The sequence below is a fragment of the Chryseobacterium sp. MDT2-18 genome, assembly GCF_030815285.1.
GTDB lineage: Bacteria > Bacteroidota > Bacteroidia > Flavobacteriales > Weeksellaceae > Kaistella > Kaistella salivictor.
In genome coordinates this window covers 1-22,566 of record NZ_JAUSWQ010000009.1, presented here as the reverse complement: position 1 = coordinate 22,566, position 22,566 = coordinate 1, and the positions used below count along the sequence as shown (strand labels likewise).

Sequence of the window (22,566 nt, the reverse complement as noted above, 5' to 3'; positions counted from 1 at the left end):
TACAAAATATAATCCCTCAGACCATTGAATAATTTTGCTTTTAGTTGAAAAATAAATGCGGCAACTTCTTATTTTACGAAAAAGAACACCAAAATATTCTACTTTTTAATTTCCTCACTTTTCGCTAAATTTGCGCAATGAACAATCCCATGGAAGAAGATAAAAAACCCCTCAATTTTATTGAGCAAATAATAGAAGAAGATTTAGCGAATGGATTACCGAAAGAAAAATTACGTTTCCGTTTCCCGCCAGAACCCAATGGATACCTGCATGTAGGCCACACGAAAGCCATTTGCATCAACTTCGGGTTGGGCGAGAAATATGGTGCGCCTGTAAATCTTCGTTTTGATGACACCAATCCTGAAAAAGAAGAACAGGAATTTGTAGATGCCATCAAAGCTGATATTGACTGGTTGGGTTTCAAATACGATCAGGAATTGTATGCTTCCGATTATTTCGACCAATTGTACGACTGGGCCGTTCAGATGATTAAAAACGGTAAGGCTTATATCGATGAGCAACCCTCTGAAAAAATTACTGAACAAAGAAAAAACCCTTTCGAAGATGGCGTTGAATCTCCATTTAGAAACCGTCCGGTTGAAGAGAGTTTAGCTCTTTTCGAAAAAATGAAAAACGGTGAGTTCGAAGAAGGTGCGATGTCGCTTCGTGCAAAAATCGATATGGCTTCTCCCAATATGAATATGCGCGATCCTGTGATGTATAGGATTTTAAACAGACCGCATCACCGAACCGGCGACAAATGGAAAATTTACCCGATGTACGATTGGGCGCACGGTGAATCCGATTATATCGAACAGATTTCTCACTCTTTATGCTCTTTAGAGTTTGAAAATCACCGGCCGTTATACGATTGGTATTTAGATCAGGTATACGTAAAAGGGACCACCAGAAACAAGCAACGTGAATTTGCGCGCATGAATGTTTCTTATATGATCACTTCTAAAAGAAAATTACAGCGCTTGGTTGCCGAGAACGCCGTTACAGGTTGGGATGATCCAAGAATGCCTACCATTTCGGGGATGCGCAGATTAGGTTTTACCCCGGCTTCCATTAAAAATTTTATTGAAAGAGTTGGTGTGGCGAAAAGAGAAAATCTGATCGACATTCAGTTGCTGGAATTTTTCGTACGTGAGGATTTGAATAAAATCGCAACCCGTGTAATGGCGGTAATCGATCCGGTAAAACTGGTCATTACCAATTACCCGGAAAACGAGGAAGAATGGCTGGAAACCGAGAATAATCCTGAGCAGGAAGATGCAGGAACAAGAACAGTTCCCTTCTCGAAAGAACTATATATCGAAAGAGAAGATTTCAAAGAAGAAGGAAACAAGAAATTCTTCCGTTTGAAATTAGGCGGGGAAGTCCGTTTGAAATCGGCCTATATCATTAAAGCAGAAAGTGTAGACAAAGATGAAAATGGTGAAATTACAACCATTTATGCAACTTACGACGAGAAAAGTAAATCCGGAAGTGGAACGGAAGAAAGTTTGCGAAAAGTAAAAGGAACACTCCATTGGGTTTCAGCAAAACATGCGCTGCCTGTTGAAGTAAGAATTTACGACCGATTGTTTACTACGCCACAACCCGATGCAGAGAAGGAAACAGATTTCATGGAATTCATTAATCCTGAAAGTTTAAAGATCGTTCAGGGATTTGCAGAACCCAGTTTAGAAAACGCTGAAACCGGTCATCCTTATCAATTTCAAAGAATTGGCTATTTCACCAAAGACAGAGATTCTTCTGCGGAAAAAATTGTGTTTAACAGAACGGTAACTTTAAAAGACGGTTTCAAGCCAGAGTAATTTTTTAAAGAAAACATTTAAAACTTCGGAATTTCCGGAGTTTTTTCATTTTATTTGACTTAAATTTCAGATACATTGCTGAAAATCAAAATCTTTTGTTCCGCATTTTTTAACTCAAATGCTCAGATCACTTTAATTCAGCTCCTATTTTAACTCCCTTTTATAATATTATAATTAACTTCGCACCGAATTTTATTAAAATGAAAAAAACGCTCACTTTCTTTTTCTTACTTATTTTCTTGATATCATTTTCTCAAGAGTCGATTAATTTTGAAAACACCAGTTTCAAAGAAGTTTTAGCAAAAGCAAAACGCGAAAAAAAACTGGTCTTTATGGATGCTTACGCTTCCTGGTGCGGACCCTGTAAATTAATGGAGAAAAACATCTTTACCCTTCCCGCCGTAAAAGCATATTACAATGCCAATTTCATTAATGCAAGATTCGACATGGAAGTGGGAGAAGGCCGGGATATCGCCTTAAAATATCAGATCCGCTCCTATCCCAGTTTTCTCTTTCTAAACGGTGATGGCGATGTGGTGATGAAAAACTACGGTTATATGGGAGAAGAAGATTTTATCGCAATTGCGAAAGAAGCGAATAATCCTTTATTAGTAAACAGTAATCCAAAAGAACTTTTTGAAAAAGGAGAAAGTGATCCCGCATTTTTATTAAACATGATGCGCCAGAATGCACAGACCGATTACGAATTGGCAAAGAAAGTTTCCGAGCGTTATTTTAAATTAAAAAAAGACCAGGAACTTACAAGAGACGACATCGGATTGCTGCTGTATTTCGTAAAAACGCCGGGCGACCCGAATTACCAGGTTTTTAAGGACAGAAAAGCAAATATCGTTAAAGAAATGTCTGAAGATATTTACAACCAGTTTGATGTGAATATTAAAATTTCTAAAATAATGGAAAATTCTCTGGATCAAAATTCAGGAATTATCAATGACGATTATTTTTACCAAAACGCAATTCCTTTAGTGGGAAAAGCAGAGGCAGAAACGGCGTTGAATAGAATGAAAATTATTTATTATCCCAATGTCGGCAATTTTAAGGAATATGAAAAAGCGGCCTTACTCTATTATAAAAATGCAGAGGATTTCGCTCCTGAAGAATTATTGAAAGCAGCCTGGATTTTCAGTGAGCATGTGGACAATAAAACCTCCTTAAAAAAAGCCGAAGAATGGGCAGAAAAATCAGTAATGAAATCTGAAAACGCAGAAAACACTTATATTCTTGCCAAAATCTACCAAAAAACAGGAAAGAATGAAAATGCAAAAATATATGCCGAAATATCTAAAAACCTGGCCCAACAACAAGGGAAAGATTCTTCTGCAGCCCTACAGCTTTTAGAAAATTTAAAATAAATTACTGATTTTGAAAAAGATAATTCTGCTATTTGCCCTCTTAATTGGTTTTTTGGGTAATGCTCAAAACCAAAATACTGAAACTGCTAAAAATATCTTCCTCAAAGGAAATGCTCTTTTTCTTCCGCTTGGAATGTTAAATGCCGGTGCAGAATTCCAATTAAAAGAAAGGATAACACTGCAAGCCGATGTTTTTATATCGCCCTGGAAATCATTTATGGGGAAATATGCCCAGATTTATATGATGGGTTTCGATGGCAGATATTATTTTGACGAAGCTTTTAAACATTGGTATGTAGGCGCTAATATTTCGGCAGCACGCTTTATCATTCAAAAATTCAATTATTGGGGCGACGGTATTTCTCAGTTCACTCCCGAGTCACCAATTTATAATAGCAAAGATCTTTACCAAGACGGTTTTGCTGTTATTCTAGGAGCAACAGTCGGATATCAGTTTCAGTTGAGTGACCGGTGGAATATGGATCTGTATTTAGGAGCCGGCAGTTCGCAGGGTTTTTATAAAGGATATCACAAAGAATTGGGAATCCGTTATGATTACGATGGCCGCCGCTGGGACAAAAGCGGCGAATGGATCCCGTACCGAGGTGGAATAATGATCGGCTATAAATTATAATCATGAATATAAAAAGTACAAAATTTGCGGTCATTGCCGTACTGACCTTCATCATCTTATTCCTGTTTAATTATATCGGAAATACGCAGCCAGACAAAACAGAACGTGCCCTGATGACTGCTGTTGCAGGAGTCATCGGCTTAACCATCGGAATGTGGTTTGTTTATAAAAACTCGAAAGACGACACCCACCACGACTTTGATTAAAAAAGTAAAATAGACTTCAGCTGAGGTCTGTTTTTTTTTATAACAAACCGCTCCTGTTTTTCCTTTCATAATTAATATCTTTGCACCATGATAAAAATCGGAAATATAGAACTGCCCGAATTCCCATTGTTGCTCGCACCAATGGAGGATGTCTCGGATCCACCCTTTCGAAAGTTATGTAAAATGCACGGTGCAGACTTGATGTATTCTGAATTTATTTCTTCCGAAGGATTAATTCGCGATGCGATGAAAAGCATGAAGAAACTCGATATTTTCGATTACGAAAGACCGGTTGGAATTCAGATTTTCGGCGGCGATGAAGAAGCGATGTCACTTTCAGCAAAAATTGTAGAAGCCGTAAATCCTGATCTCGTCGATATTAATTTTGGCTGTCCGGTAAAAAAAGTAGTTTGTAAAGGAGCCGGCGCCGGCGTTCTGAAAGATATTGATCTGATGATTAAACTTACCAAAGCTGTGGTAAATTCCACCCATCTTCCTGTAACGGTAAAAACGCGGTTAGGCTGGGATACAGAAAGCATCAACATTATGGAAGTTGCCGAAAGACTGCAGGAAGCCGGAGTAAAAGCTTTGACGATTCATGCAAGAACGCGTGCTCAAATGTACAAAGGAGAAGCCGACTGGAATTACATTCATGCGGTAAAAAATAATCCCAATATCGAAATCCCAATTTTCGGAAACGGTGATATCGATTCTGCGCAAAAAGCGTGGGAATATAAAAATAAATTCGACTGTGACGGCATCATGATCGGTCGTGGTGCAATTGGTTACCCCTGGATTTTCAATGAAGTAAAACATTTCTTCAAAACTGGAGAACTCCTTCCTGAACCTACCATTACCGAAAGACTGGAAGCCGTAAGACAACACGCTGAATGGTCCAAAGACTGGAAAGGCGAACGGCTTGGACTGATTGAAATGCGCCAACATTACAGTAATTATTTCCGCGGCATTCCCCATTTTAAAGATTTCCGACGTCAGTTTTTGGAGGTTTTCACTTTAGAAGAAATGGATGCTGTGATCGCAGAAGCAGATGCTTTTTACAGGAATTTTGACTTTGTGAATTAATATTAGTCTTAAAGAGCCAAGGTAAAAGTAAAAAGAGCCAAGTTTGTAATTCAGTGTTTGGGTTATTATCGAGTATTTGAACAAACAAGTGTTTTCTTACTTTTCACTCAAACACCCGATTACGGAATTACACCAAAACTTCTACATAGCCCTGATTGTACGGCATTTTTGAGCTTCTTTTACAGATTTCCAGATGGCATTTAGCGATTGGGAGAATCCGTAAAAAGCGGGTACTGAAAGCATCCCGTCTTGAGGACGAGACGGCTTCTGAAAATTTGTCTTAATTTCCGTAACTTTTGCCTTATTTAAAGGACTAATCATTTAAAATTATTTCGATGCTCAAAGCAGAAAACGTTACTAAAACCTATAACGCCGGTAAAAAACTGGCGTTAGAGGATTTCTCCATAGATGTTCCGGAAGCCAGTATTTATGGACTTTTAGGTCCGAACGGTGCAGGAAAAACCACTTTCATCAGAATCATCAATCAGATTACACAAGCCGATTCCGGTAATGTTTATATCAATAAACAAAAACTGAATCCCGACCATATCCGCCAAATTGGGTATATGCCCGAGGAGCGCGGTCTGTACAAAAACATGACCGTGGGCGACCAACTTTTATATTTCGGCGAACTCAAAGGAATGACCAAAAATGACGCATTAAAAGAAGCGAAATATTGGTTTGAGCAATTGGAAATCGACCAGTGGTGGAAGAAAAAACTGAGTGAGCTTTCAAAAGGAATGGCACAGAAAATTCAGTTTGTAGTGACGGTTTTGCACCGGCCGAAATTATTGATTCTGGATGAACCTTTTTCGGGTTTCGATCCTGTGAATGCGAATTTAATTAAAGATCAAATCCTTAATTTAAAGAAGAACGGAACGACGATTATCCTCTCTACTCACCGCATGGAAAGTGTGGAGGAAATGTGTGATTATGTCGCACTGATCAACCAATCAAGAAAAGTTTTAGACGGAAAAGTATTTGATGTCAGAGAACAGTTCAAGAAAAATATTTTCAATGTTACTTTAGCTGAAGTGGATCAGGAAAGATTTACTCAATTTAACAGTCAGTTTGAAATCCAGAATTATTCCACAGAAAATCAACTGGTGTCATTCGATTTGAAAAATGATAAAGATCAAAATCTGTTATTGAATGAACTGATGAAAGTTGGAAAAATCCGTTCGTTTGATGAGAAAATTCCGAGCATGAACGAAGTCTTCATCAATGCGGTAAGTGGGACTGAAAAACCGGAATTCTCTTTATAATCCGGACTAAAACTTTAATTAAAAATATTTATGAAAAATATATTCCTGATTACCAAGAGAGAATATCTGACGCAGGTTAAGAAAAAATCTTTTGTTATTTTGACGCTTTTAGCACCGGTTCTGATGATTGGTTTTGCCGCTTTGATTGCTTTTATGTTTAAAGCGAATGAAAGTACGAGCACCTTCAACGTGGTTGACAAAAGCGGACTTTTTGTAGGAAATCTCAAAAGTACCGATAAAATTAAATATGTATTTGTGCCAGCTGTAAACGAAAAATCTCTCGTTGCTACGCTGAAAGATATGGATGGCATTGAAGGTTTACTGATTATTCCGGAACTGAAAAATCAAAACTACGACGGGTTACAAAAAGATTCTAAGTTATTAATTAATAAGAAAATAGGTTTCGACACCAAAACAAAAGTAGCATCGGACCTCGCTAAAATCATACGGAAAGAAAAGATAAAAACGCTGGGCATTTCTGAAAACCAGATGAAAAATCTGGATGCAAATTTTGAACTGAATACTCAGAATGTGGTGGATAATAAAAGTTCTGATAATGATTTATCGTTCGGCGTAAAATCCGGCTTGGCGATGGTTCTCATGTACGCCGTTTTTATGTTCATCATTATTTATGGAGTTCGGGTGATGCGCAGTGTTTTAGAAGAAAAAAACAACCGTGTGGTCGAAATCATCATTTCGTCGGTAAAACCATTTGAATTGATGATGGGAAAAATTCTGGGCGTAACTTTGGTTGCATTAACGCAGTTCAGCATCTGGATTACGATGTCTGTAATCGGAGCCTTATTTCTGAATACAGGATTTGCCGCGATGAACAATCAGATTCCCGGCGGAGAGCAGTCAGCAGAAATGATGCAGAAATTTGACTTTCAGCAAATCGCCGGAGAAGTTTCCCATATTCTTTTAGACATGAATGTCGCGTTGATTATCGGCGTATTTATCGTGTTCTTTCTGCTCGGATATATTTTCTACAGCTCGATGTACGCGGCAATTGGTTCTGCAGTTGATAACGAAACAGAAACCCAGCAGTTCACCATGTTTGCCATCATTCCACTGATGGTGGGAATGTACGGAAGTTTCACGATCATGAATAATCCTGAAGGCCCGCTTGGCTTTTGGTTGTCGATGATTCCGTTTACTTCACCTGTTGCGATGATTGCCAGGATTCCTTTTGGAGTGCCGGTTTGGCAAATTATACTTTCCGCTTCCTTGCTTTTAGTTTCCACTTTATTAATGATTTATATTGCTGCAAAAGTGTACCGTGTCGGCATTTTAATGTACGGAAATAAAGCGACCGCAAAGGAACTTTGGAAATGGATCAGAAGCTAGGTGTTGGATGTAGATGTTAGATGTTAGATGTTAGTAAAAATTACAGGAAAGTTCCTACCAATAAGAAACGTCGCAATTACTGCGGCGTTTTTCATTTCTGATCTTTAAATTTATTTATTAAATCTTTTCAAATCAACTTCTTTCATTAACTCGCGGCCATTTTCGATGTGCTCATACAATTCTTTGGAAAAATAGCAGCCATTGAGAATACCTCTCGCTCCTAAACCGTTGAAAATATAATAATTTTGGTGTTCAAGAAGATTTCCGATAATAGGCCGACGGTCTTTTACTGTCGGACGGAAACCGTAATTCACTTCTTCAACTTCAAAATCATGCGGATAGAAAGCAGAAAGTCCTTCTTTCAATTCTTCAGTTTTAAAATCATCGATTTCATTTTCCCGTTCGTTGGGATCATAAGTTCCTCCGTAATAGTAGATATCATTATTTAAAGGGAACAGAAAATGCTTTTTCTTTAAAGTATATTGATGCTTCATTTTTTCTGACAGTTTCACTTTTAAATGATGACCTTTGTTTGCAATCACCTGAATATCGGCAAAAAAAGGATTTTCTCTGACGCCCATTCCTTCACAAAAGACAATATTTTTAAAATTAAATCCGTCATAAGTTGAGCCTTGAATTTTAGAATAATTAAATTTTTCTTTCACTACCCTTTCATTGTCCTGCAAATAGGCCGAGATTCCTTTGAAAAAACCATTAACATCCAAACGGGCAGATTGATTTACCTCGCCGGTCCCAAATGGATTTATAATGGTTTCCAGCGTTTCGAAATCTGGATTTAGAAAGGGTTTCAGTTCATCGGTTTCCGCTTTCATTAACCATAAATCCTTTTCTCTTTCATCATGAAAAATACGGTGGATTTTTTCCTGAATTAAATAATTTTCACCGGTATAAGTTTCAATTTCCGAAACTGTTTTGGTCAAAAATTCTATTTGCTCCGCAGCCAGCCAAAATGTGGTAAATTTCTTTAACACCAAAGGATTCACAATTCCCGCGGAAACTTGAGAAGCTCCTTTTTTATCCGCAGAAAACAAAACAAAAGATTTTTGATGAAGAATTAGCTGATGGGCAAAAAAGAAAGCAGCGTAGCCGTCGCCAACGATAATATAATCTACATTTTTCATTGATAATTTAATTGATAAAAAGGGATTTTTGAACTCAGTATAAGTTCAAAAAAAACCTGAGTAAAGGTACTCAGGTTTTTGTTTATCTTCAAAGGAATTGTTTAATAATTCCACATGTCGCTTTCCATTTGCAGGATTTGCGCTTTGATTCTTTCGCTTTCTTCTAACTGCTCGTCGGCATCATTCGGGATATAATCCTTGATGATCCCATTTCCTAAACCATTATCTGATTTATAGATAATGCTGGAGAATCTTCTTGCATTTAATAAATCATCAAAAGAAATATCAGAAGAAAGATTTTTATTATTAAAAGCCACGGCGTTCGCTAAAACATTTCTTGCATCTGGATAATACACCCAGAACAGGTCAATCAGTTCATCCTTAGAAGCAAGCGGCTGACCGTCTGGCCCAAACTGTCCCATCAATGAAGGATCCTGGCCCATTGCTGCAATCCCAAGTAATCTGTATTTCATCTGGCTATCTCTACGGTCGATATACCACATTCCTTTAATTTTTAAAACCTTTACATTTTCAGTTTTGGTTTCATACACATTGGTGAACTCCTTCATTTCCTCGGCAGTCAATTTACCGGCTTCATTAATCCGGTCAATTCCTGCGTTGCTCATCACCTCGTTTTTAATACGGGACTGAATTGCATCTGGTCTTAATCTTGTCTGGAACATTTCATCATCATACACTTCTTTGATTCTGCCGTCGTTGATAGCATCAAACAAAAGTTGATAAAGTGATTTGTTTTCTGAGACCAATCCATCTTCGTTATGATAAAAAGGCTGATTGATCTTATCATTCATATCGATGACTTCCCACACCACCATACTCTTCAAAATGTCTTTATCTTCAATAAATCCATATTCTAAAGGAGTAATTTTGTTAGAAACCATAGAGTCACCCTGCTTGATTAAGTTCAAATCTCTATATTTTCTAAAGGATTCCGGAGATTTCGCATTTAAAATAGACATTGAATTAATTGGTGTATCATCTACCGACTCCCCCTGATATTCCGCAGGCATTTGTGCAACCGGCTCCGCCTGTTCCACAGGTTTTGCAGCAACTGTCTTTTTAGGCGCAGCTTTCTTTTTTGGTTTTTTCTTGGTTTGTGCTCCAACTGCGCTGAAACTCAGAGCAAGCACTATCAATATGAATTTTTTCATTCTAAATTATTTATACTAATGACAAGATATACTATCAAATCAATAACGTAATTATTGTACGTTTATTACTACCGGAGGAATCTGTTTTAAAGTTTGTCCACCAAGGCCAGTCGCTGTTGCATTAATATTATATACATACGCAATATCCCCGTTACGAAGATTTTTCGTGAGATTCGCTACAGAACTCAGTGAGTTTCCATTAATCAACATTCCCGCTTTTCCTGGTACTCTAAACATAAAACTGTTTACGGTAAAACTTACCGGGAAATCGAAGTCCGGCATCACTACAGAAACTTTTTGGTTCGGGATTGAACTTGCAGGCATCGAAACCACATAATTTCCCTGAATTTGTCCAACTGGCGCCGGCACACTTTTAATTCTGAAAGGGAATGCCTGTGAAATAACACCACCTTTCGGATCACGTCCTGAAATCGTTAAGGTCACCGTGCTTCCACCTCCAGGTGTAACGGTCCATTTTCCTCCGCCTCCGCTTACAGATGCTCCCGGTGCAGATAAAGAAATCCCTGACATATCTGCTCCTAAGATTGATCCTGAAATTGGATTCGGCAATCCACGGTACAGCACATTCATTTTATCGGCAGTTACAAGTGCTCCTTTTTGTGCTTTCAATTCCTGTGCACCAGCGATTACTTTATAAGTATGGTTGTATTTTAAAGGAATGACTTTGCCGTTTACGTCGGTAAATGAAATTTCTCCGCTAAAGGTTTTTTCACCTAATGTACCTGTTTCTAAATTCTTAATTCCCTGACCATTTTCAACGGTCAAACCTGGCATCGATAATCCCGGAACATTGCTGGAATAGTTACCGATGGCGACTTTACCCTGTGCCGGTTCTCCCTGAATAACCGTTGCCGGTGCGGAGACAATCGCAGAGTAAGCATCAAACTTGATATCTGCATCCACTTTTTCCTGAAGCATTACCGATAAAGCATCACCCTGAATTCCTCTTGCAGAAGACTGGATTACTTCTAAATTCGATAAGGCAGCAATTAAAGGCTGGTTATAAAATTTATATTGATTGAAATTTTTATTGTTTTTAGGTTTTGCAAACTCCGAAATCATTTGTTGATTCGTTCTGTCAACCAAAGCTTTCATCAACTGGTTTGACCCGAAAGTCTGGTTTACATAATTTCTAAAAGCATCAATCTTTGTTTTTAAATCAAGTGCTATTTTGGATGGTTTTGTTTCATCGCCTCCAACAAAAAACATATTGGTAGAAGGTTCTGTATTATTTAGTGCAGCAAAACTTTCCTGAATTTCATTTTTAGTATCGTATTCTGCGTCCTTACTTAAATTTCTTTTTAACTCTTCGATTGATCCCACTAAATCGTCAGCTTTCGCTTCCAGTCCTTTATAGTTATCCAGAGGTGCAGTAAATGTTTCTGGAGATTTTTCAGCTTTTACTTCGAGAGTCTTTTTAAATATCGCATTATTACTCTCCGTCAACACCCTGGTCTCTTCCAAAGAACCGGTCGTATCTTTATATGATCTGATGATTTCCTGATCGATCTGCATTGCAAGCATCGCAATGAAAACCAAATACATCAAGTTGATCATCTTCTGACGAGGTGTCTGTTTTCCTTGTGCCATTTTAATAAATTTTGTTAATAGTTTAAATTTTAAATATAAATGGTAAGAAAACTATGATTTCATTGCGCTAAGCATTCCGCCGTAAACTCTGTTAAGACTATTAAGGTTAGAAGTTAATCCTGATAATTCTTCGTTAAATTTCTCTGAATGTAAAGCAGATTTCTGCATGTCTTCTACATACTTTTTGCTATATTCAGTTTGCGTTTTTCCGTGCTCCAACTGAAGTGCGTATAATGCATTCATGCTTTCAAGATGACTTGCTGCCAACATCAGCTGATCGTTATATTTTGCGGTAGAACCACTAACATCCACTGTTTGATTGATTTGATCTACAGAACTTGAGAATTTTTCGATTCCTGTTCTTAACCGGTCAAATAAGTTTACATCCAATTTAGCATCAGCAAGCATTTTATCTAATTTATCTGATAAAGAAATCTCCAGTTCTTTCACTTCTGCCAATTGCATTGCACCGGAAGAATGTTTTGGATTTGGAGTGGCATGGCTATCTAAAAGTTCCGGATACACGTTTTCCCAAGCATAAGATTCTTCAGATTTTGGAGCATCAAATGCGAAGATCGTAAAAATAACCGCCTCAGTAATCAAACCGATCGCCAAAGTTACATTACCTGTAAGCGGACCAATACTCCAGTGGGTCATTTTGAAAAGTGCTCCTAAAATTACGATTGCAGCCCCAATTGAGTAGATGAAATTATAAGTTGCTTCTTTAGTTTTAAACATGTGCTATGATTTTATTAGTGGTTATTAAGTAATTACTGTTTTTTTTTTAATTTGTTCTCTTCTTGTATTTAGCAGTTCCCTCAGGAATATCCTGAACTGTTCTAAAACCAATATAACTTCTTGCCGAATCTTTTCTCTCGTAATCTCTAGATCCGGTCATTAACAAATAACCGATATCTTTCCAAGATCCACCGCGTACTGTTTTCCGAGGCTCTCTGTATGCTTGATTGGACAAATAAGGATTCAAGGTAGACGCAAACTGGTAAGTTGAATTATTGTAAGGAGATTCCGTCCATTCTGCAACGTTCCCTGCCATATCATAAAGCCCAAATCCGTTTTTAGGGAATTTCTTTACGGGAGCAGTATAGGTGTACGTTCCTTTCTTTTCATCTTCGATATAATTACCTCTTTTCGGTTTAAAGTTTGCCAAATAACATCCTCTGTCATCTTGCAGATAAGGCCCACCCCAAGGATAGGTTGCGTTCTCTTTACCTCCTCTGGCCGCATATTCCCATTCAGCTTCAGTCGGAAGACGGAATGACATTGCTTTTTGCTTTTTCTTTTTCAAAGATTCGTTATAATCGGATTTTAACTTTGATTTAAAATTACAAAACGCTCTTGCCTGATCCCAGGTTACTCCGACTACAGGATAATTTTTGTAAGCACTGTGCCAAAAATAGCCATCATACAGAGGTTCGTTATATGCATAATTAAAATCCTTTAACCAAACCGTGGTATCGGGATAAACGGCGATACTTTCTTTTTTCAAATATTTAGCACCTCTTGATTTATCTTTAACTGCAGACTCAATATCTTCCCAATTGTAAGCGTACTTCAGTTTTCTGGTATCAATAATTCGCTCATTATTGATTCTTTCTGCCGGCGGAAGGTACACTGATTCTAAAATCTCTGCATACTGAGCATCCGGATAATCCGAAGTTCTCCATTTCAACGGAACGCTCCAATCTAATTTTTTAGACTCGTCATAACCATCTCTTCCCCCCTGGGACTCCATAAACTCCTGGTAAGCATTGGGAGTGGTACCTGCTTTTTTAGAAGCGTAGGCAAAACTACCAATCCCTGCTCCTGAACCGTCGCCAGCTGCTTCAGCTAATAAAGAGCGCACGACACTATCCCGAACATAATTAATAAAAACTCTATACTCGGCATTAGTGATTTCGGTTTCATCCATAAAGAACGAAGAAACAGTAACCGTTTTAAGCGTTGCCTTTTCGGGAGTATTGGTAAAATCCTGATCAGCTAAACCCATCACATAAGACCCGGCAGGAATTGCCACCATACCGTAAGGTCTTTCTGAAACAAAGGATTTTGATTTGTTTCTGGGTATCAACTCTCCTTTGGATCCTCCCTTGCCGGCTGAGCTTCCCCCGCTTTTTGAACACGAGATTACTACAGTAGCTGATAATAATATAAGGAATACTCTTTTCATTCTAATAATTGAAATTAAGCGGTAAATATATAATTTTTTGGAAAAACATTTATGATTTTTTTTCCAAAACGTAAAAATGTCTGTATTATTTTACAATCATTTACTTTTTATTCAACAGTAACTGATTTTGCAAGGTTTCTCGGTTGGTCAACATTGGCTCCTCGGTACACTGCAATATAATAAGCCAGTAATTGTAAAGGTACGGAGGCGATAATTGGGGAGAAACATTCTGAAGTTTCCGGGAATTCAATTACATAATCTGCCACAGAAGCAACTTGCGTGTCACCCTTGTTTACCACTGCAATAACTTTACCTTTTCGCGCTTTAATTTCCTGAACGTTACTTACAATTTTGTCATAATGCCCTTTTTTCGGAGCGATAATAACGATTGGCATATTTTCATCGATCAAAGCGATCGGACCATGCTTCATTTCGGCTGCAGGATATCCTTCTGCATGAATATAAGAGATTTCTTTTAACTTCAAAGCTCCTTCCAGCGCAGCAGGGAAATTATATCCTCTTCCTAAATAAAGGAAATTCTGGGCATCAACAAAGTTCTTTGCAATTTCCTTTGTAATTTCGTGGGTGGTTTCTAAAACTTCCTGAACTTTTTGCGGAATGGTATCCAGTTCGGTGATTAATCTCATGAACTCCTGATTGCTCAAATGTCCGTTGTGCTTCCCTAATTTTAAAGCAATCAAAGAAAGAACGGTCAACTGGGCAGTAAACGCTTTTGTTGAAGCAACACCGATTTCCGGTCCTGCGTGCGTATAAGAGCCTGCATCAGTAACTCTTGAAATGGAGGAATCGACGACGTTACAAATTCCGTACACGAAAGCGCCTCTCTCTTTAGCCATTTTAATAGCGGCCATCGTATCGGCAGTTTCACCTGACTGTGAAATTGCAATCACGATATCTTTTTCAGAAATAATTGGATTTCTATATCTAAATTCCGAAGCATATTCTACTTCTACAGGGATTCTTGCAAACTCCTCGATTAAATATTCTCCGATAAGACCGGCATGCCAAGAAGTACCACAAGCGATAATGGTGATTTTCTGTGCTTGGTTTAATCTTTCCAGGTTATCCCAGATTCCGGCCATTTTGATGATCCCTTCTTCTACCAATAGTCTGCCTCTTAAAGTATCGTGAATCGATTTTGGCTGTTCGAAAATTTCCTTTAACATGAAATGTTCGTAACCTCCTTTTTCAATCTGCTCCAAACTCAGTTTTAACTGTTGAACTTCCGGGGTAATTTTTACATTATCTTTAATATTTCTGATGTCAACACCGTTTTCTAAAGAAATAGTAGCCATGTGACCTTCTTCTAAATAAACGGCCTCTTTTGTAAATTCAACAAAAGGAGAAGCATCCGAAGCAATGAAATATTCATTATTTCCTAAACCGATGGCTAAAGGAGAACCTAATCTGGCAACCACCAATACTCCGGGAAAATCTTCGTGCATCACTGTAATTGCATACGCACCGAAAACTTCATTTAAAGCATAACGAACTGCCGTAGGGAAATCCATTTCCTCATTAATATCCATAATGTATTGGATGAGATTCACCAATACTTCTGTGTCTGTTTCTGACTGAAAAGCAAATCCTTTCTCGGTCAACATAATTTTCAGGGTATCATAGTTTTCGATAATCCCATTATGAACCAAAGCGATTTTTTCATTATTTGAAAGATGTGGATGTGAATTTCTATCACTTGGAACCCCGTGTGTTGCCCATCGGGTATGCCCCATTCCTATATGTGCGGTACCTGCTAAATTTCCTGAAATAGCGACCAAATCATCTACTTTACCTTTCGTCTTTGAAACACTAAAAACTGAATTATCATTTTCGAGTACAATTCCCGCACTGTCATATCCTCTATACTCTAATCTGCGAAGCCCATTGATTACAACTTCATAAGCATCCTGAAAACCAGTATATCCTACAATTCCACACATATAATATCTTATTTTTTAGTTATTGTTTTTCTAATTATTGTTTTTGTCCGTAAGTCAGGATCAATCTTGCACTTTTATCATTGCCTGGATTTGTAAGATCGGTTCCTACCAATACCGCTCTGTTAGGGGTGTAACTTCTGGTATTAAAATTCTGAGCACCTAAAGAAGGATATAAAGATCCTACTAAATTACCTCCGGCATCTGTAGTATAAGCACCAACATTTAATATCAGATCGTAATTGCGTTCTTGTTTTTCAATAATATTTTTAAAGGTCTGCGTAATTCCAATATCATAGTATGCTGGATTTTTTTGCAAATCATAGGCTTTCACCAAATTATAAATTCCGGTGCCTGCTAAAGCACTCATGTCAAGCAAATAATTGTCAAGATATTCTTTCTCCCCTGGTTTAGGAGCTAAGTTTCTTTGTCTTACAACAAAATAATTAGGTTTTGCGTAATTATTAGACCAACTGGATACATCAGTATAGATACGGATTTTGGCTGAAATAATACCAATCTTATTATTGTTAAATAAAGTTCTGATATTGGCAACATCTGCAGCTGGAACCCGAAGACCAATTCCCGGGCCTCCCATTCCCTGTGCAAAAAGCTTTGCATCACCGGTTATTTGGTTTGTTGTCGCTAAAGCAGTTGCCGAAGGTGTTCCTGTCCTGTTGAAAGCAATCTGATTAAAAAACGCATTAGAACCTCCCATATTCATCATGTACACCGACTGCTCTCTGGTGGTTACTCCATTAGTGACTTTATCATTTTTGTAATAAAGATTAAGCTCTGTGGTAGTAGGATCAAAATTAAGAAGATAGCCGTCGTTTTCATCAACAGAAACTTTAATCCCTTTAAAATATCTTATAAATGAAGCTGCATCGGCAAGCTCCGGAGAAGAGGCTTTATTAATAATCTGATTCGCAAAAAACGCACTGTCTAAAGGGATTCTCAGTGCAGCACTTCTTTCAAACAATACTGTATTATCACTCGTTTTGGTCACTTTAACCAAATGAACATTTCCGTCAAAAGTTTTTGCGCCAATCTGCGCACCTGTATTCACAACTTTGTTAGAATAAACGACATCCGTATTTGAACCTAAAAAGTCGGTAACTTCATAAACCTTAAAGTTCAAAAGCGTTTTCCCTCCAATTTTGGTATTACCATATTTAATCACTGGATAGGTACTGACAACTTTTTTCGACGGTACAGCACCTTCCGGATAAATATATTTATCATTGGTCACTGTAGTCACAGAATCTGCTGCATACTGCGGCTTAATGACCAATACCGCTGAATCCAGTTTTGCATTGGTTCCAAAATCGGGATTTGCTCCAGATAATCTAACCTGAGAAACGTATGCAGATTTCTGCATTCCAAATTGAGACTCCGAAAAAGCGCCCAAAGTTGCACTTTGCAACCGCGCCGCATCTGTTCTTATGGAATCGTGATTATTGGAATTATAAGCGATAATGGGGTAAGATACTTCCTTCCCTTTCGCTCCGTCTTGAAAAAATTGTGAACCCAACTGATCTGCATCCGGTTCACAATTCACTAAAATTAAACTCCCAATTACTAATGTTGCAGTAATTTTGAATAATTCTTGGATATTTCTTATCATTAAATATAAATTGATTTAGTATAATTTGTTGATTGAATCAGCGTCTATATATTCTGATTTGGCCGTTTTAGTATCGGTGAAAGCTTTGTTAAGATCCTCTTCAAGGAATTCATCACCTTTTATTACTAAATCAACCATATCGATACTTTCGATAACGAAACTCTGAAAACTTGGATTCTTAAACGCTTTTAGTCCGGTTATATTGTCGAACTTCATTTTTTCTTCTACAGATTCAGATAATGCCATGTTATCTTCATTATAAACAGAAAGCACTATTTTTGAATCATTAAAATAAGAATCATTTTTGTAAAAAGTCTTTAAATAAACCGGTATAAATGAGGCCATCCATCCATTCAGGTGAATCACATCGGGCACCCAGTTAAGCTTTTTGATGGTTTCGATCACTCCTCTGGCAAAGAAAATCGCACGTTCATCATTATCGGTGAAAGGCTGTCCTTTATCGTCGATGTAGAATTGTTTTCTCTTGAAATACTCCTCATTGTCGATGAAATAAACCTGCAATCTCTCTCCCGGTAAGGATGCTACCTTAATAATCAGGGGTTGATCCAAATCATTAATAATAATATTCATTCCGGATAGACGAATTACCTCATGCAATTGAAATTTTCTTTCGCTGATCTGGCCAAATTTTGGCATAAACACTCTCACATCATTTCCGTCTTGGTGCATTTTGAGTGCCATTTTACTCACCATTGTCGCCATATTGTTATCTTCCTGATAAGGAGACATCTCCGTGGTTACATATAAAATCTTTTGGTTCGGCATAAATTCTAACTTTCTTCTAAATTTTTGGGCAGAATATTCTACAAGGCAAATTTACGAAATTTTAATGTAATAATTTTTAATTAACATTAATTAAGATTATTACCCAAAAAAAATGACAGTATTCCAAAAAAATCATAAAAATTTACCTGCCCGTTTGCGGGAAATTGTTATTTTTACAAGGATAATCTAATTAATTATGGAAATTTTCAGAGACAAAAAAACACTTATAGATTACGTCGAAAGACAGAAAGAAATGGGCAAAAAAATCGGTTTTGCTCCAACAATGGGTGCATTACACGAAGGCCATCTTTCACTGTACAAAATAGCCACCGCAGAAAACGATCTGGTTATTTCCTCCATTTTCGTGAATCCTACTCAATTCAATAATCCTGATGATTTAACCAAATACCCGCGTGATACCGAACGGGATATTGCGCTACTGAAAAACACCGGAATTGTTGATGCCTTATATCTGCCAGAAGTTGCCGATCTCTATCCAGACGGACTAAAAAGTAAATCCTATGATTTCGATGGTCTGGAAAATGAAATGGAAGGTAAGTTTCGTCCCGGACATTTTGATGGAGTAGGAACAGTAGTAGAAGAACTGTTAAGACAGGTAAAACCCAACAATGCTTACTTCGGGGAAAAAGATTATCAACAATTGGCTATTATCGAAAAGCTGGTCGACCAGCTACACCTTCCTGTGAAAATCCACGGTGCACCAATTTATCGGGAAGCAAATGGGCTCGCCATGAGTTCTCGAAATGAAAGACTAACCCCTGTTCAAAGAGATGCAGCCAAAGTGATTCACGATACTTTGTTAAAAGTAAATGACTGGTTCCGGGTCATTACCGTTCCTGAAATAAATAAACGCGTGAAAGATATTTTTGATGACCAGCGCGGAATGACTTTAGAATATTTTGAAATCGCCGATGAAAAAACTTTAAAACAAACCGATTTCTTTTATAAAGATAAAAAGTACCGCGCGTTTATCGTCGTAAATGTTGGTACAGTGCGGTTAATTGACAATTTGCATTTGGATTAAATTCTTTGAAACCTAAAAAAGAGTGTACTTATATTGATGCTCAACTCCGAATATTTGAAAAATAAATGACAACATATAAATACTTTTCATAAATTCCCCTGGGTATCCATCTTCAGGGGATTTTTTGTATGTTTAACTTTTTATTAATAACCTCTTATCAAAAACGAAAACATGAAAGCACTGCTCTATCTTGCACTCCTGCTTCCCGTCAATTTTCTGGCGCAGGAAAAAACAAATTCCGAAAAATTCTGGACACAATTAGCAGCACATTGCGGAAAAGCGTATGAAGGTGAAATAATTTCCGGAGGTGCTGAAGGCGACGGATTTACCGGCAAAAAACTCATAATGCACGTTCGGTCATGTGAAAAAAAAGAGATTAAAATTCCTTTTTTCGTAGGTGACGATAAATCCCGAACGTGGGTCCTGCATATTAATCCCGATAAAATTTTAAGTTTAAAACACGACCACCGAAATCCCGACGGGACCGAAGAAAAAGTAACGCAATATGGTGGCACAAGTTCAAATGTAGGTCTGGAGAACCTTCAAATGTTTCCTGCTGATGCACATACCACCCAGATGTTGCCGAAAGCAGCTACCAATATTTGGTGGTTCACCATTGATAGTGAAAGTTTCACTTATAACCTTCGCAGAGTCGGAAGCGACCGTTTGTTCACCGTACGATTTGATTTGACTAAAACGATTGAAACACCAGGCGCGCCTTGGGGAACAAAAAATTAAAATCAATCGCTAAATCATAAATCCAGTATAAAAAACATCCATTTTGAGTCTACAAAATGGATGTTTTTCATTGCCGAATAGCTGATTATTCAACCCTGAAAGAAACCTTACAAACGCATCCGTAAGTTGAAATTTCACCATCTTTCACATGGCATTTCATATCTTTTACATAAACGCTGTCGATGTTTTTTATGGTTCTCGAAACTTCTTTTACGGCATTTCTCACAGCGTCATCGAAACTAATTTCTGAAGTAGCAATTACTTCAAGTACTTTTACAATCATAACAGGTGTTTTTAGGTTACCCTAAATTTAATTTAAACATTTCAAACCAAAGAAGATTTAACAAACTTTAATACAATACATTAAGGAATAAATTTTAATCTAATCATTAGGTGCTCAGATAAAAATCCCAGACAAAAACAGAAAAATTAATGATCAAATCTGAACCAGTCATTCTGAAATCTGCGATTATCAACTCCAAAATTTGAGCTTAAACGATAAAATAACAATACCTATTTTTTAAATAAAGCGAAATCATAAAAAAATACTGTTACTATTTAAATCTACTTATAAATCAATAGTTTAAAAAAAAAACGTAAAATGTAACTGGCATTTTTTGGAAATTCAAAATATTTATATAGATTTGCAGTCTTAAACGTTCTTTAAAACATCGCAACTTATTCAGAAAAGTGGAGGGAATTGACCCTATGAAACTTTGGCAACCTGTTTAGAAATAAATAAGGTGCAAAATTCAACTCGCCAGCGCGGGAAAGATAAGTCAGATATTAAAATTTAGAAAATAGAATTTCTATATATTAAGCTCTTTTGATTTGTCGAAAGAGCTTTTTTTATGCTCTTTCGACAAGTATTTTCAAAGGATAAGTTGCAAAATTTAAAACAAATTAATTAAAATATGAGCAATTTAAAATTTGAAACTTTACAGGTTCACGCCGGTCAAACCGTAGATCCAACCACCAACTCACGAGCTGTTCCGCTCTATCAAACCGCCTGCTATACTTTTAATGATGCAGATCATGCAGCTAATCTTTTTGGGTTAAAAGAATTCGGAAATATCTATACGCGACTGATGAATCCAACCACCGATGTTTTCGAAAAAAGAATGGCTGCTTTGCACGGCGGTATCGCCGCTTTGGCAACAAGTTCGGGACATGCCGCACAGTTTTTAGCATTGACCAACATCCTGCAAAACGGCGACAATTTCGTGAGTTCTCCCTATTTATACGGCGGAAGTTTTAACCAGTTCAAAGTCTCCTTTAAAAAATTAGGGATAGAAACGCGCTTCGCAGATAATAATGATCCAGAAAATTTCGACCGGTTGATTGACGAAAATACGAAAGCCATTTATTTGGAAACCATTGGAAATCCAAGTTTAAATATCCCGGATTTTGAGGCAATTGCGGAAGTTGCCAAAAAACACGGTATCCCATTAATTGTCGATAATACTTTTGGTGCTGGCGGTTATCTTTTTCAGCCCCTGAAGCATGGTGCGAATATCGTGGTAGAATCTGCTACCAAATGGATCGGTGGGCACGGAACTTCTATAGGCGGAATCATTATTGATGGTGGAAATTTCGATTGGGGTAACGGAAAATTTCCGCAATTATCCGAACCTTCTGAAAGTTATCACGGCTTGGTATTTTCAGATGTTTTTGGGGTAGATTCTCAGTTTGGAAATATCGCATTCATCATTAAAGCCAGAGTTGAAGGTATGCGTGATTTCGGCCCTGTGATTTCTCCTTTCAATTCTTTTCTTTTGTTGCAGGGTTTAGAAACATTGTCGCTTCGCTTAGAAAGAACGGTGAGCAATGCGCAAACCATCGCTGACTATTTGGAAGATCATCCTAAAGTAGAAAAGGTACTATATCCGGGATTATCGAGTTTTCCGGATCATGAAAATGCCAAAAAATATTTAAAAAAAGGTTTTGGCGGCGTGCTTAGTTTTGACATTAAAGGAGGAAAAGAATCCGCTGTGAAATTCATTAATCATTTATCCCTGATCAGTCACGTTGCGAATGTTGGAGATTCGAAAACTTTGATTATCAATCCATCATCAACGACTCACGAACAACTTTCTGAAGCCGAACAAGAAAAAGCAGGCATTCGCCCAGGCCAAATAAGATTGAGTGTGGGAATCGAACATATTGACGATATTATCGCTGATTTGGAATCAGGTTTTTCGATCATTTAATTATTAAAGTTAAAAGAAAAGAGTGAATAATTTCACTCTTTTTTTATTTAATAAATATTTAGTTTATAATCTAACAGAGGAAATTTAGCCATTTTATTTTTCTCAAGTTTCCTTGTAAAACTACTTCAATCATCGAAGTACAAATGCATCCGCAGAATCTTTCAACGCAAAAAATTAAAAAATTCAGAAGCAACTTCAGAGGAGTCAGAGATCGGGCGTTTTTTCTATTCAGACTACAAAATATTTTTGCATAAACACAACTTTTGATACTGTACTAAAAAAGTGTGTAAAGTAAAAAGTTGTATTTTTAAATTACAACAAATAAACGTACAGACTTATGAACTTTACACAAGAACAA

19 protein-coding genes, 1 pseudogene and 1 riboswitch are annotated in these 22,566 nt (G+C 37.3%); of the genes and pseudogenes, 11 read left to right on the top strand and 9 right to left on the bottom strand.

Going from position 1 to position 22,566, the window contains the following annotated elements:
- Positions 1–149 precede the first annotated feature (149 nt).
- The 7 genes from QF004_RS09985 (at position 150) to QF004_RS09955 (ending at position 7,731) form a co-directional block, all read left to right on the top strand.
- Positions 150–1,823 carry a glutamine--tRNA ligase/YqeY domain fusion protein gene (locus QF004_RS09985; RefSeq protein WP_307426009.1) on the top strand — a complete coding sequence of 558 codons (1,674 nt, stop codon included), beginning with the start codon at positions 150–152 and terminating at the stop codon, positions 1,821–1,823.
- Positions 1,824–2,023: 200 nt separating this feature from the next.
- Entirely contained in the window at positions 2,024–3,196 is a 1,173-nt protein-coding gene (locus QF004_RS09980) for a thioredoxin family protein (RefSeq protein ID WP_307425757.1), read from the top strand.
- A gap of 10 nt (positions 3,197–3,206) precedes the next feature.
- On the top strand, positions 3,207–3,830 hold the full coding sequence (locus QF004_RS09975; RefSeq protein WP_307425754.1) for a DUF3575 domain-containing protein: 624 nt from the start codon (positions 3,207–3,209) through the stop codon (positions 3,828–3,830).
- A 2-nt stretch (positions 3,831–3,832) separates the two neighbouring features.
- Positions 3,833–4,036: a hypothetical protein gene (locus QF004_RS09970; RefSeq protein WP_133438696.1), complete on the top strand. Its 204-nt coding sequence runs from the start codon at positions 3,833–3,835 to the stop codon at positions 4,034–4,036.
- An 87-nt stretch (positions 4,037–4,123) separates the two neighbouring features.
- The gene (gene dusB / locus QF004_RS09965; RefSeq protein ID WP_133438697.1) at positions 4,124–5,119 is read left to right on the top strand and encodes a tRNA dihydrouridine synthase DusB; all 996 of its coding nucleotides are present in this window, start codon (positions 4,124–4,126) and stop codon (positions 5,117–5,119) included.
- A 335-nt stretch (positions 5,120–5,454) separates the two neighbouring features.
- Positions 5,455–6,384 (top strand): ABC transporter ATP-binding protein, encoded by a 930-nt coding sequence (locus QF004_RS09960; protein ID WP_133438698.1) that lies wholly within the window; start codon positions 5,455–5,457, stop codon positions 6,382–6,384.
- Between the two features lie 30 nt (positions 6,385–6,414).
- Positions 6,415–7,731 carry an ABC transporter permease gene (locus QF004_RS09955; protein WP_133438699.1) on the top strand — a complete coding sequence of 439 codons (1,317 nt, stop codon included), beginning with the start codon at positions 6,415–6,417 and terminating at the stop codon, positions 7,729–7,731.
- Between the two features lie 110 nt (positions 7,732–7,841).
- Here the strand turns inward: QF004_RS09955 and QF004_RS09950 are convergent, their stop codons facing one another.
- The 8 genes from QF004_RS09950 to QF004_RS09915 all read right to left on the bottom strand — a co-directional run bounded on the left by QF004_RS09950 (position 7,842) and on the right by QF004_RS09915 (position 18,215).
- Positions 7,842–8,873, bottom strand: a complete 1,032-nt coding sequence (locus QF004_RS09950; RefSeq protein ID WP_307425742.1) for an FAD-binding oxidoreductase — start codon at positions 8,871–8,873, stop codon at positions 7,842–7,844.
- Positions 8,874–8,974: 101 nt separating this feature from the next.
- Entirely contained in the window at positions 8,975–9,904 is a 930-nt protein-coding gene (gene gldN / locus QF004_RS09945; protein WP_246012507.1) for a gliding motility protein GldN, read from the bottom strand.
- A gap of 192 nt (positions 9,905–10,096) precedes the next feature.
- A complete protein-coding gene (gene gldM / locus QF004_RS09940) occupies positions 10,097–11,656 on the bottom strand; it encodes a gliding motility protein GldM (protein WP_307425739.1) in 1,560 nt (519 codons plus the stop codon).
- 51 nt (positions 11,657–11,707) lie between these two features.
- Positions 11,708–12,394 carry a gliding motility protein GldL gene (gene gldL / locus QF004_RS09935; RefSeq protein WP_307425736.1) on the bottom strand — a complete coding sequence of 229 codons (687 nt, stop codon included), beginning with the start codon at positions 12,392–12,394 and terminating at the stop codon, positions 11,708–11,710.
- A gap of 46 nt (positions 12,395–12,440) precedes the next feature.
- Positions 12,441–13,844: a gliding motility lipoprotein GldK gene (gene gldK, locus QF004_RS09930; protein WP_133438704.1), complete on the bottom strand. Its 1,404-nt coding sequence runs from the start codon at positions 13,842–13,844 to the stop codon at positions 12,441–12,443.
- 107 nt (positions 13,845–13,951) lie between these two features.
- Positions 13,952–15,805 (bottom strand): glutamine--fructose-6-phosphate transaminase (isomerizing), encoded by a 1,854-nt coding sequence (gene glmS / locus QF004_RS09925; protein WP_307425731.1) that lies wholly within the window; start codon positions 15,803–15,805, stop codon positions 13,952–13,954.
- A gap of 34 nt (positions 15,806–15,839) precedes the next feature.
- Entirely contained in the window at positions 15,840–17,429 is a 1,590-nt protein-coding gene (locus QF004_RS09920; RefSeq protein WP_307425727.1) for a DUF4270 family protein, read from the bottom strand.
- A 15-nt stretch (positions 17,430–17,444) separates the two neighbouring features.
- Positions 17,445–18,215 carry a glycogen/starch synthase gene (locus tag QF004_RS09915; protein ID WP_133438707.1) on the bottom strand — a complete coding sequence of 257 codons (771 nt, stop codon included), beginning with the start codon at positions 18,213–18,215 and terminating at the stop codon, positions 17,445–17,447.
- A 196-nt stretch (positions 18,216–18,411) separates the two neighbouring features.
- Between QF004_RS09915 and panC the strand changes: the two genes are divergently transcribed.
- A complete protein-coding gene (gene panC, locus QF004_RS09910) occupies positions 18,412–19,260 on the top strand; it encodes a pantoate--beta-alanine ligase (protein ID WP_307425722.1) in 849 nt (282 codons plus the stop codon).
- Between the two features lie 171 nt (positions 19,261–19,431).
- A complete protein-coding gene (locus QF004_RS09905; protein ID WP_307425720.1) occupies positions 19,432–19,998 on the top strand; it encodes a hypothetical protein in 567 nt (188 codons plus the stop codon).
- Positions 19,999–20,083: 85 nt separating this feature from the next.
- Here QF004_RS09905 and QF004_RS09900 read toward each other — a convergent pair whose 3' ends face one another.
- Entirely contained in the window at positions 20,084–20,281 is a 198-nt protein-coding gene (locus QF004_RS09900) for a dodecin family protein (RefSeq protein WP_133438710.1), read from the bottom strand.
- A gap of 392 nt (positions 20,282–20,673) precedes the next feature.
- Positions 20,674–20,779, top strand: a riboswitch (SAM riboswitch).
- Positions 20,780–20,912: 133 nt separating this feature from the next.
- On the opposite strand from QF004_RS09900, the gene QF004_RS09895 reads away from it, so the two are divergent.
- Positions 20,913–22,208, top strand: a complete 1,296-nt coding sequence (locus tag QF004_RS09895) for an O-acetylhomoserine aminocarboxypropyltransferase/cysteine synthase family protein (protein ID WP_307425716.1) — start codon at positions 20,913–20,915, stop codon at positions 22,206–22,208.
- Positions 22,209–22,326: 118 nt separating this feature from the next.
- Positions 22,327–22,462 (top strand): annotated as a pseudogene (locus QF004_RS09890) (transposase); the annotation flags it as partial.
- Positions 22,463–22,566: the final 104 nt, after the last annotated feature.